Genomic DNA, 11,163 nt, shown 5'->3' with positions numbered 1-11,163 from the left:
AAAGTGTCCTATAGTTGTTCTTTGCGCTCCCAGACATCCTTCTAGTCATATTGTGGACAGCTGGCGCGCCCCGAGTATAACGGCGGGGCGGTCTTTTGGAGCGAATTCACTACCGACAGTCGATTCTTCGACATGCAGGGTCCGACGGGGCCCACGGAGGTTATTTCCTTGGCTGCTGCGCGCAACGCGTCCACCAAAAAGTCCACTAAGAACGGTCGTGCCGCATCCCGGCTCTCGTTCGCCAAGATCACCGACACGCTGACGGTTCCCGATCTGCTTGCACTGCAGACCGAGAGCTTCGACTGGCTTGTCGGAAACGACATCTGGAAGGCGCGCGTCGAGGAGGGTGAGGCCCAGGGCCGCACCGATCTTCCGACCCGCTCCGGCCTCGATGAGATCTTCGAGGAGATCTCCCCGATCGAGGACCTCGGTGAGACGATGCAGCTGTCGTTCACGGGTCCTGAGCTCGAGGAGCCGAAGTACACGATCGACGAGTGCAAGGAGCGCGGCAAGACGTTCGCGGCCCCTCTCTACGTCAACGCAGAGTTCATGAACCACCTCACCGGTGAGATCAAGACCCAGACGGTCTTCATGGGCGACTTCCCGCTCATGACCGAGAAGGGCACGTTCATCATCAACGGCACCGAGCGTGTCGTCGTGTCCCAGCTCGTGCGCTCGCCCGGTGTCTACTTCGACCGCACCCCAGAGAAGCTGTCCGACAAGGACATCTACTCCGCTCGCATCATCCCGAGCCGTGGCGCATGGCTCGAGTTCGAGATCGACAAGCGCGACCAGGTCGGCGTTCGCATCGACCGCAAGCGCAAGCAGTCGGTCACGGTGTTCCTCAAGGCCCTTGGCCTGACGAGCGAGCAGATCCTCGAGGAGTTCAAGGGCTTCCCGTCGATCGAGGCGACCCTCGAGAAGGACTCCATCCTCACCAAGGAGGAGGCCCTCAAGGACATCTACCGCAAGCTGCGCCCCGGAGAGCAGGTTGCCGCCGAGGCCGCCCGCGCGCTCCTCGACAACTTCTACTTCAACTCGAAGCGCTACGACCTCGCGAAGGTCGGCCGGTACAAGATCAACCGCAAGCTCGGCATCGACGCACCGCTCACCGACTCGGTGCTGTCGATCCAGGACATCCTCGCGACGATCAAGTACCTCGTGTCGCTCCACGACACGACGGCCCCCTACGTCTCCACCTCCGAGAGCGGTCTCGCGACCATCAAGGGCGTGCGTGACGGCAAGAAGGTCGACATCCGCCTCGACGTCGACGACATCGACCACTTCGGCAACCGTCGCATCCGCGCGGTCGGCGAGCTCATCCAGAACCAGGTTCGCACTGGTCTGTCCCGCATGGAGCGCGTCGTTCGCGAGCGCATGACCACGCAGGACATCGAGGCCATCACGCCGCAGACGCTCATCAACGTGCGTCCCGTCGTCGCCGCGATCAAGGAGTTCTTCGGAACCTCGCAGCTGTCGCAGTTCATGGACCAGAACAACCCGCTCGCGGGTCTCACCCACAAGCGCCGCCTGTCGGCGCTTGGCCCGGGTGGTCTGTCTCGTGAGCGTGCCGGTGTCGAGGTGCGAGACGTTCACCCGTCGCACTACGGCCGCATGTGCCCGATCGAGACCCCGGAAGGCCCGAACATCGGCCTCATCGGCTCGCTCGCGTCGTTCGCGCGCATCAACGCGTTCGGGTTCATCGAGACCCCGTACCGTCGCGTCGTCAACGGCAAGGTCACGACAACGATCGACTACCTGACCGCGAGCGAGGAGGACGACTTCGTCGTCGCCCAGGCAAACGCCCCGCTCACGGCCGACGCCCACTTCGCCGACCCTCGCGTGCTCGCACGTAAGAAGGGCGGAGAGGTCGACCTCATCCCCACCGAGCAGATCGGCTACATGGATGTCTCCCCGCGCCAGATGGTGTCGGTAGCGACCTCGCTCATCCCGTTCCTCGAGCACGACGATGCAAACCGCGCGCTCATGGGTGCCAACATGCAGCGCCAGGCAGTTCCGCTGCTGCGTTCGGAGAGCCCGCTCGTCGGTACCGGCATGGAGGGCTTCGCGGCCATCGACGCCGGTGACGTGCTGACTGCCGACAAGGCGGGTGTCGTCACCGAGGTGTCGGCCGATGTCGTCACGATCCAGCTCGACGAGGGTGGAACGCAGGACTACTACCTGCGCAAGTTCGACCGCTCCAACCAGGGCACCTCGTACAACCACCGCGTCATCGTCAATGCGGGCGACCGCATCGAGGCCGGCGAGGTCATCGCCGATGGTCCCGCGACCGAGAACGGCGAGCTCGCGCTCGGCAAGAACCTGCTCGTCGCGTTCATGCCGTGGGAGGGTCACAACTTCGAGGACGCCATCATCCTGAGCCAGAACCTGGTCAAGGACGACGTGCTCTCCTCCATCCACATCGAGGAGTACGAGGTCGACGCGCGCGACACCAAGCTTGGCAAGGAGGAGATCACCCGTGACCTCCCCAATGTCTCGCCGGAGCTGCTCGCCGATCTCGACGAGCGCGGCATCATCCGCATCGGTGCAGAGGTTCGCCCCGGCGACATCCTCGTCGGCAAGGTCACGCCGAAGGGCGAGACCGAGCTCTCCGCAGAGGAGCGCCTGCTGCGCGCCATCTTCAACGAGAAGAGCCGAGAGGTGCGCGACACCTCGCTCAAGGTTCCTCACGGTGAAGAGGGCACCATCATTGCCGTCAAGGAGTTCTCCGCCGACAACGACGACGAGCTCGGCTCCGGTGTCAACCAGCGGGTCGTGGTCTACATCGCTCAGAAGCGCAAGATCACCGCTGGTGACAAGCTCGCCGGCCGTCACGGCAACAAGGGTGTTATCTCCAAGATCCTGCCGGTCGAGGACATGCCGTTCCTCGCCGACGGAACCCCGGTCGACATCATCCTCAACCCGCTCGGTATCCCCGGTCGCATGAACTTCGGCCAGGTGCTCGAGACGCACCTCGGCTGGGTGGCGAAGCAGGGCTGGGAGGTCAAGGGCAACCCGAAGTGGGCTGCCGGCATCCCCGAGGCCGCCATGAAGGCGGAGCCGGGCACCAAGGTCGCGACCCCGGTGTTCGACGGCGCGCTCGAGCAGGAGATTGAGGGACTTCTCGACTCCACCACGCTCACGCGTGACGGCGAGCGCCTCATCGACTCCACCGGAAAGACCCGCCTCTTCGACGGCCGCTCCGGCGAGCCGTTCCCTGAGCCGGTCTCGGTCGGGTACATGTACATCCTCAAGCTGCACCACCTTGTCGACGACAAGATCCACGCACGCTCGACGGGTCCGTACTCGATGATCACCCAGCAGCCGCTCGGTGGTAAGGCACAGTTCGGCGGACAGCGCTTCGGTGAGATGGAGGTCTGGGCACTCGAGGCCTATGGCGCCGCCTACGCCCTGCAGGAGCTGCTGACCATCAAGTCCGACGACATCCTCGGCCGCGTGAAGGTCTACGAGGCGATCGTCAAGGGCGAGAACATCCAGGAGCCCGGTATCCCCGAGAGCTTCAAGGTGCTTATCAAGGAGATGCAGTCGCTGTGCCTGAACGTGGAGGTCCTGTCTGCTGACGGATCGACCGTCAACCTGCGCGACACCGACGACGAGGTGTTCCGCGCTGCGGAAGAGCTCGGCATCAACATCTCCACCCGGTTCGAGTCCTCGTCCATCGACGAGATCTGAGTTAGCAGCTCCCTCCGTCGCGAACCGCGGCCCCGACTGAAGACTTTCGTTTCTAAGAAAGAAGAAAACATTGCTCGACGTTCACGCGTTTGACGAAATCAAGATTGGCCTTGCCACGGCCGACGACATCCGTCGTTGGTCGCACGGTGAGGTAAAGAAGCCAGAGACGATCAACTACCGCACGCTCAAGCCGGAGAAGGATGGCCTCTTCGGAGAGCAGATCTTCGGGCCGAGCCGTGACTGGGAGTGCTCGTGCGGCAAGTACAAGCGAGTGCGCTTCAAGGGCATCGTGTGCGAGCGCTGCGGCGTGGAGGTCACCAAGTCCTCCGTGCGCCGCGAGCGCATGGGCCACATCGAGCTCGCCGCACCCGTTACGCACATCTGGTACTTCAAGGGTGTTCCGAGCCGTCTCGGCTACCTGCTCGACATGGCGCCGAAGGACCTCGAGAAGGTCATCTACTTCGCCGCGTACATGATCATCTCCGTGGATGTCGACGCACGTCACCAGGACATGCCGGGCCTCGAGAACGAGCTCAACCTCGAGATCAAGACCCTCGAAGGACAGCGCGATGCCCGCATCGCCGAGCGCCTCAGCAAGCTGGAGGAAGACCTCGCCGCCCTCGAGGCGGAGGGCGCCAAGAGCGACCAGAAGCGCCGCACGAAGGATGGCGCGGAGAAGGAGATGGGGCAGGTCCGCAAGTCGTTCGACGAGCAGATCGCCCAGCTCCAGCGCGTCTGGGACGACTTCCGCAGCCTGAAGGTCGGCGACCTCAAGCCTGAGGATGCCGTCTTCCACGACCTGCAGGACCGCTTCGGCATGTACTTCGAGGCCTTCATGGGCGCCGAGGCCATCCAGAAGCGCCTCCAGGCCTTCGATCTCGAGGCCGAGAGCGTCGAGCTCCACGACCAGATCGCCAACGGCAAGGGCCAGAAGAAGATCCGCGCGATCAAGCGACTGCGCGTGGTCAACTCCTTCCTGCAGACCGGCAACTCGCCGGCCGCCATGGTGCTCGAGGTCGTTCCGGTCATCCCGCCAGAGCTGCGCCCGATGGTGCAGCTCGACGGTGGCCGCTTCGCGACCTCCGACCTCAACGACCTCTACCGTCGTGTGATCAACCGCAACAACCGTCTCCGCCGCCTGCTCGACCTCGGTGCCCCCGAGATCATCGTCAACAACGAGAAGCGCATGCTGCAGGAGGCCGTTGACGCGCTGTTCGACAACGGTCGTCGTGGACGCCCCGTGACCGGTACCGGCAACCGCGCCCTCAAGTCCCTGAGCGACATGCTCAAGGGCAAGCAGGGTCGATTCCGCCAGAACCTCCTCGGAAAGCGCGTCGACTACTCCGGTCGTTCCGTCATCATCGTCGGCCCGCAGCTCAAGCTCCACCAGTGCGGTCTGCCCAAGCAGATGGCACTCGAGCTGTTCAAGCCGTTCGTCATCAAGCGCCTGATCGACCTGAGCCACGCGCAGAACATCAAGAGTGCGAAGCGCATGGTCGAGCGTTCGCGCCCGCAGGTGTGGGACGTGCTCGAGGAGATCATCCGCGAGCGCCCCGTGCTGCTCAACCGCGCGCCCACGCTGCACCGTCTCGGCATCCAGGCCTTCGAGCCCCAGCTGGTCGAGGGCAAGGCCATCCAGCTTCACCCGCTCGTCTGCGCGGCGTTCAACGCCGACTTCGACGGTGACCAGATGGCAGTGCACCTTCCGCTGTCGGTGGAGGCGCAGGCCGAGGCCCGCGTTCTCATGCTCGCCAGCAACAACATCCTCAAGCCGTCCGATGGACGACCGGTGACCCTTCCTACCCAGGACATGATCATCGGCCTTCACCACCTGACGACGCTCAAGGAGGGTGTCGTCGGCGAGGGCCGTGCGTTCTCGTCGGTCGCCGAGGCGATCCTCGCGTTCGACCAGCACTCGCTCGACCTCAACGCCAAGGTGCGCATCCGTCTCGAGAACCTGCACTTCGCCGAAGGCGAGGCGCCAGAGGGCTTCACGCAGGGCGACGTCGTGCTGCAGGAGACGACCCTTGGTCGCGCCCTGTTCAACGAGGCGCTTCCGACGGACTACCCGTACATCGAGGCTGTCGCCGACAAGGGCCAGATCTCGGCCATCGTCAACGACCTCGCCGAGCGGTACGTCAAGGTAGAGGTCGCTGCGACCCTCGACCGCATCAAGGACGCCGGTTTCCACTGGGCAACCCGCTCGGGTGTGACCGTCGCGCTCTCCGACATCCTGACCCCGCCGAACAAGCGCGAGATCATCGGTGGCTACGAGAAGCAGGCGTCGAAGGTTCAGAGCCAGTTCGAGAAGGGCCTCACCACCGAGGCCGAGCGCCGTCAGGAGCTCATCGAGATCTGGAACAAGGCCACCGCCGAGGTTGCCGAGGCCATGCAGGACAACCTGCCAGCCTCGAACAACATCAACCGCATGGTCTCCTCTGGAGCACGTGGTAACTGGATGCAGGTTCGCCAGATCGCCGGTATGCGCGGTCTCGTGTCGAACCCGAAGGGTGAGATCATCCCTCGCCCGATCGTCAACAGCTACCGCGAGGGCCTGTCGGTGGCCGAGTACTTCATCTCGACCCACGGTGCCCGCAAGGGACTCGCCGACACCGCACTGCGCACGGCAGACTCCGGTTACCTCACCCGTCGCCTCGTCGACGTCTCGCAGGATGTCATCATCCGTGAGTCGGACTGTGGCACGAGCAAGGGCCTCGACATGCCGATCGCCGCACAGGATGCCGCTGGCACCTGGGTGCTCGACAGCAACGTCGAGAACTCGGTCTACGCTCGCAGCCTCGCTGCCGACGCTCTGGACGCCAAGGGCAAGGTCGTCGCCGAGGCAGGAGCCGATGTCGGCGACGTGCTGCTCGACACCCTGCTCGCCGCCGGTGTTCACGACATCAAGGTGCGCTCCGTGCTCACGTGTGAGTCGGCTGTCGGTGTGTGTGCTGCCTGCTACGGCCGCTCGCTCGCGACCGGCCTGCTCGTCGACATCGGCGAGGCCGTCGGAATCATCGCGGCCCAGTCGATCGGTGAGCCCGGTACCCAGCTCACGATGCGTACCTTCCACACCGGTGGTGTCGCATCCGCCGATGACATCACGCAGGGTCTTCCTCGCGTCACCGAGCTGTTCGAGGCCCGCACCCCCAAGGGTGCGTCCCCGATCGCCGAGGCCGCGGGTGTCGTCCACATCGAGGACACGGATCGCAGCCGCAAGGTGATCCTCACCCCCGACAACGGCGACGAGCCCATCGCGTACCCGGTTCTGCGCCGCGCCACCCTGCTCATCCAGGACGGCCAGCACGTCGAGCTCGGCCAGCAGTTCCACGTCGGAAACCTCGACCCAAAGGAAGTTCTTCGCGTCAAGGGAGTTCGCGCGGTTCAGCTGCACCTCGTCGACGGCGTGCAGGGCGTCTACCGCTCGCAGGGTGTGCCGATCCACGACAAGCACATCGAGGTCATCGTTCGCCAGATGCTCCGCAAGGTGACTGTCGTCGACCACGGCGACACTGATCTGCTCCCCGGTGAGCTCGTCGACCGCGCTCGCTACAACGAGCTCAACCGCTCGACGCTGCAGGAGGGCAAGAAGACGGCTTCGGCTCGCCAGGAGGTCATGGGTATCACCAAGGCAAGCCTCGCGACCGAGTCGTGGCTGTCGGCCGCGTCGTTCCAGGAGACCACGCGTGTTCTCACGCAGGCCGCCATGGAGGGCAAGAGCGACCCGCTCATGGGCCTCAAGGAGAACGTCATCATCGGTAAGCTCATCCCGGCCGGCACGGGTCTCCCGCGCTACCGCGATGTGTCGGTCGACGCAACGGACGAGGCGAAGGCCGACCGTTACCCGAACCGCATCTTCACGGATGACGCGGTGTTCTCCGAGTCCGACCTGAGCTTCGTCGACTTCGACACGTTCAGCTCTGACGACTACACCCCCGGCACCTACAACTAGTAGCTGCCGACCAGAACGGCCCTCGCCTCGGCGGGGGTCGTTCTGCGTTAACCCGCTGCCACGTCGACGCGCGAGTACTCTGTCCCATCGGAGACGATCGTTGCGAGGGCGGAGCGACCAGGGGGCAGAAGCCGGGCGGTCACGCGTCCGTCGGTCGCGGCATCCAGTGCCTCCGACAGCGCGGCACCGACAGCGGCGAGCGATGCGGGATCGCGCGGTGCTGCGCCTCCGTCATCGAGCAGCACGACCTCGATGCCGCGCCGCCTCGCGTCTCGCGCGGAGGCGACGACCTCCGGCAGCCGCAGCGACCGCGCCCGAACGCTGTCGCGAACCTCTGCCTCTGCGACCGCGAACTCGATGCGGTCCTCTGCGGTGATCGGATCACCGCTCGCGAGCTTCTCCAGAAGGTTGGTCGCGAATCCCTCGAGCTCTGCGAGCCTCTGGTTGCGCTCGCGCCGGGTGGCGGCGGCGGAGGCCTCGGCGATGGCGCCCATGGATGCCGCGGCGGTCACCTTCTCGATCTCGTCGCCCGTGCGGCGCAGCCCCACCGCGAACAGCGTTCCGACGATGAGTATCGGCACCTGCCGGGCGACGAGCACGATCGCGGTGGCGAGCTCCCCTTCCGTCGTCATTCCCCAGATGAGGATCGTGGCGCTCAGCACCGCATACCCGACCCAGGCGAGGCCGATCCTGCCGCGCAGGCCGAGGTAGAACAGGGCTATCGTTCCGGCCCCGAAGTACCACTGGGTGTAGCCGCCGTACAGGAGGTTCCACGAGACGAGCACGGTCATGAGCGGGCCGGAGACCAGGATGAGGATGGTCGTTGCCCGCGAGATCCTGTCACCGGTGTCGAGGGAGGCGGCCACGCACACTGCGGCAAGCACCCCGAGGGCGAGCACCGTCGGCCAGGGCGACCGCACGCCGTCCAGCGTCCAGATGCCGAGCATGACGTTCGTCGCGAAGTAGACCCAGATGACGACGCGCGCACCCGCACCGGTGAGCTGCACGATCTCGAGCCGCTGCGCGCGGCGGCCGACGCTCACGCGCCGTTCCATTCGAGCTCGACGAGCACGCCGCGCCCGGGGCTCGACTCGATACGTGCAGCGCCCCCTGGGATCGCGTTCATGCGACCGCGGATGCTGACCAGGATGCCGAGGCGGTGCGGCCGAACGTCGCGCGCCTCGAAGCCGACCCCGTCGTCCTCGATGGAGAGCAGGATGCGGTCGTCGCTGAGTGTGAGCGTCGTGGCCCGCGCGACCGGCCCGCCATCCCGCCCGGCGTGCTGATGGCTGTTGCGCACAGCCTCGGCCGCGGCCTCGGCGAAGGCGGCGTCGACGGCGGCAGAAACGGGCAGCTCCCGGTGGCCGATCACGGTGAACGACTCGTCGACGCTCGACCCAGCGAGAGCGACGGAGCGAAGCCGGCTGGTGAATGCCTCTACATCGACCGACGAGGACTCCTCGTCATCGCCTCTGCGCAGTTCGGCCAGGGCGTGAGCCGCCTGTCGCCGCACAGCCGCGTCAAGCTCCGGGGCTCCCGTTGATGCGTAGTACAGCGTCGACATCACGTCGTCGTGCAGGAGGGCGTCGAGCCGTGCCTGCTCCCGCTGCCGGGACTCGACGCTCGCACGGCGCACGGCGGTGTCGCGTGCGCTGCGCGCGGCGGCATCCAGAGCTGTCGCGCTTCGCATGGTCACGACGGCGAGCACGGTGAAGAGGCCGGCGAGGGTGAAGGAGAAGATGGAATCCTGCACGGCAATGTGCACCAGCGGATCGTCTGCGGAGAGATAGCGAACGACCGCGACGGCGGCGGAGTAGGCGAGAAGGTAGGCGAGGGTCACGCGGGAACCCCATGCCAGGGCGGCCGGCACCGTGGCAAGCGCGATGATGGTCAGCGGCCACGGGCTGTACTGGAACGGCATGGAGCCGTCGGTCAGGGCGAGCACGAAACCGAGGGTGATGAGCAGCGACGCGACGGCATAGCCGCCGAGCAGCTGTTTGATGGCGGTCGGGCCGATGAATGCGCTTACCGCCGAGATAACCGGTGGGGCGCCGAAGATGACGGCGACGGCAATGATCGACCACACCGGTGAGACGTAGCGCCACTCCTCAGTGATGCTGCCGATGGTGAGAAACAGGAACACGATCGTCGAGACGCCGAAGTTGATGACGATCGCGCGCAGCACGCGCGTCTCGGCTTGACGATCGGCGCTCGAGTCGGTCATTCGGGGGAGGGGAGGATGCCGTCCTCCACGGCGCGCTTGTACAGGTCGATCTTCGTGTGCGCTGGTCGCCCAACCGCCGCGTACTTGTGGCGGATGCGGCGCACGTACTCCGATACCGTATTCGCCGAGAGCCCTGCACGCGACGCAACAGTCACCGACTTGTCGCCAGCGGCGTAGAGCGCGAGCACTTCGAGCTCCTTCGGGCTGAGGCCGGCCGACGGCAGCTCGGGGTCCGCGTCGAGTGCGGCCGCCCATTCGGTCGTCGGCACGCTCTCGCCGCGCCCTGCCGACCGCAGCGCCTCGAGGATGACCCCGCGAGACTCCGACTTGCGCACGATGCCGAGAACCCCGGCCTTCGATGCCTCGCGCACCGCGACATGGTCGTCGGCGGCTGTGAACACGAGAACCCGCGCTCCGCGCGCGTGCAGCTGCTGGATGTTGTGCTCGATGGTCGAGCCGTCGGACAAGCGGATGTCGAGAACGACGAGGTCGATCTCGTCGAGCCGGTCCAGCAGCGGTTCGACACTCTCTGCCGACAGCACGAGCTCGATGTCGTCCTCGCCACTCACCATCGAGGCGAGGCCGAGTTGCACGGTCTCGTGGTCGTCGACGTGCGCGATCCGAAGTCGGGGCGCCCTGGCATCCGTCATTCCCGTTCCTCCGTCGGCTATCGCTCATCCAGAGACTGCCACGATTCCGCAGTGCGCACAAAAGCAGGAGAAGACCGCGTACCCCGAAGGGGTGTCACTGAAAATGACGACTACGGACATGTCTGTCTGTCTGTCACTGTGCACACAGACAACTTGAGCTTGAGGGAGCGACATGGACAGGGCGATGCGCGACCTGCTCGACACGACGCTTGACGGCTGGTACAGCTTCCTCGCTTCGTGGGAGGCTCCCGGCGAGCTCGGCCCGGTTGGCTGCGACCTGTGTGCGGAGTCGCTCTTCGGTCACATCGACGGCCTCGGCGACTGGCCCCACGACATCACCCACCGGCTCGTGCGAGACCTCACCTCCGCGGTGCGCCACGTGCACCGCAGCCTCATCGAGCTCGACGAATCGGATGTCGCCCCCGAGGCACGACTGCGCCGTAGCGCCGTTCTCGCCAGGCACGCGGAGCTGCTCGTTCTCTCCGCCGTTGGCACCCGCCGCGACGAGATGCTAGACGTGCTGCAGCAGTGCATCGAGCCGGCCCTCGACCTGTACCTGCGCGCCGAGTGCGACCGCGGACTGCGAGCGCTTTTCGCCGCAGAGGACCGCGACCGCCCTGTCTACTAGGGGCAGACACTACATA

At 65.6% G+C, this 11,163-nt stretch carries 6 protein-coding genes; 3 read left to right on the top strand and 3 right to left on the bottom strand.

Translation table 11 applies throughout. From position 1 onward, the window contains the following. The first annotated feature begins 168 nt into the window (after nucleotides 1-168). Both rpoB and AC14A7_RS05790 read left to right on the top strand, forming a co-directional pair. The gene (rpoB, locus tag AC14A7_RS05795; protein ID WP_484007122.1) at nucleotides 169-3,693 is read left to right on the top strand and encodes a DNA-directed RNA polymerase subunit beta; all 3,525 of its coding nucleotides are present in this window, start codon (nucleotides 169-171) and stop codon (nucleotides 3,691-3,693) included. Between the two features lie 70 nt (nucleotides 3,694-3,763). Next, a complete protein-coding gene (locus AC14A7_RS05790; protein WP_484007120.1) occupies nucleotides 3,764-7,645 on the top strand; it encodes a DNA-directed RNA polymerase subunit beta' in 3,882 nt (1,293 codons plus the stop codon). A gap of 47 nt (nucleotides 7,646-7,692) precedes the next feature. On the opposite strand, the gene AC14A7_RS05785 is transcribed toward AC14A7_RS05790, so the two are convergent. Genes AC14A7_RS05785 through AC14A7_RS05775 form a run of 3 tightly spaced genes read right to left on the bottom strand, consistent with a single transcriptional unit; the run spans nucleotide 7,693 to nucleotide 10,519 of the window. Next, nucleotides 7,693-8,688 (bottom strand): hypothetical protein, encoded by a 996-nt coding sequence (locus AC14A7_RS05785; RefSeq protein WP_484007118.1) that lies wholly within the window; start codon nucleotides 8,686-8,688, stop codon nucleotides 7,693-7,695. Continuing rightward, on the bottom strand, nucleotides 8,685-9,869 hold the full coding sequence (locus AC14A7_RS05780) for a sensor histidine kinase (protein ID WP_484007116.1): 1,185 nt from the start codon (nucleotides 9,867-9,869) through the stop codon (nucleotides 8,685-8,687). Before AC14A7_RS05780 ends, AC14A7_RS05785 begins: the two co-directional genes overlap by 4 nt. Then, nucleotides 9,866-10,519, bottom strand: a complete 654-nt coding sequence (locus tag AC14A7_RS05775; protein ID WP_484007114.1) for a response regulator — start codon at nucleotides 10,517-10,519, stop codon at nucleotides 9,866-9,868. Before AC14A7_RS05775 ends, AC14A7_RS05780 begins: the two co-directional genes overlap by 4 nt. 172 nt (nucleotides 10,520-10,691) lie before the next feature. Here AC14A7_RS05775 and AC14A7_RS05770 point away from each other — a divergent pair, with 172 nt between their 5' ends. Continuing rightward, complete coding sequence (locus AC14A7_RS05770) at nucleotides 10,692-11,147, top strand: hypothetical protein (protein WP_484007112.1); 456 nt, start codon at nucleotides 10,692-10,694, stop codon at nucleotides 11,145-11,147. Nucleotides 11,148-11,163 lie beyond the last annotated feature (16 nt).

This window comes from Conyzicola sp., from assembly GCF_057073975.1.
The sequence above is the reverse complement of the archived record's forward strand: the minus strand, read 5'-3'. Positions and strand labels throughout refer to the sequence as shown.

Excerpts from the sequence above, each read along its gene's own strand:
- AC14A7_RS05780 (WP_484007116.1), bottom strand. The coding sequence starts at position 9,869 with ATGACCGACTCGAGCGCCGATCGTCAAGCCGAGACGCGCGTGCTGCGC.
- AC14A7_RS05775 (WP_484007114.1), bottom strand. The coding sequence starts at position 10,519 with ATGACGGATGCCAGGGCGCCCCGACTTCGGATCGCGCACGTCGACGAC.
- AC14A7_RS05770 (WP_484007112.1), top strand. The coding sequence starts at position 10,692 with ATGGACAGGGCGATGCGCGACCTGCTCGACACGACGCTTGACGGCTGG.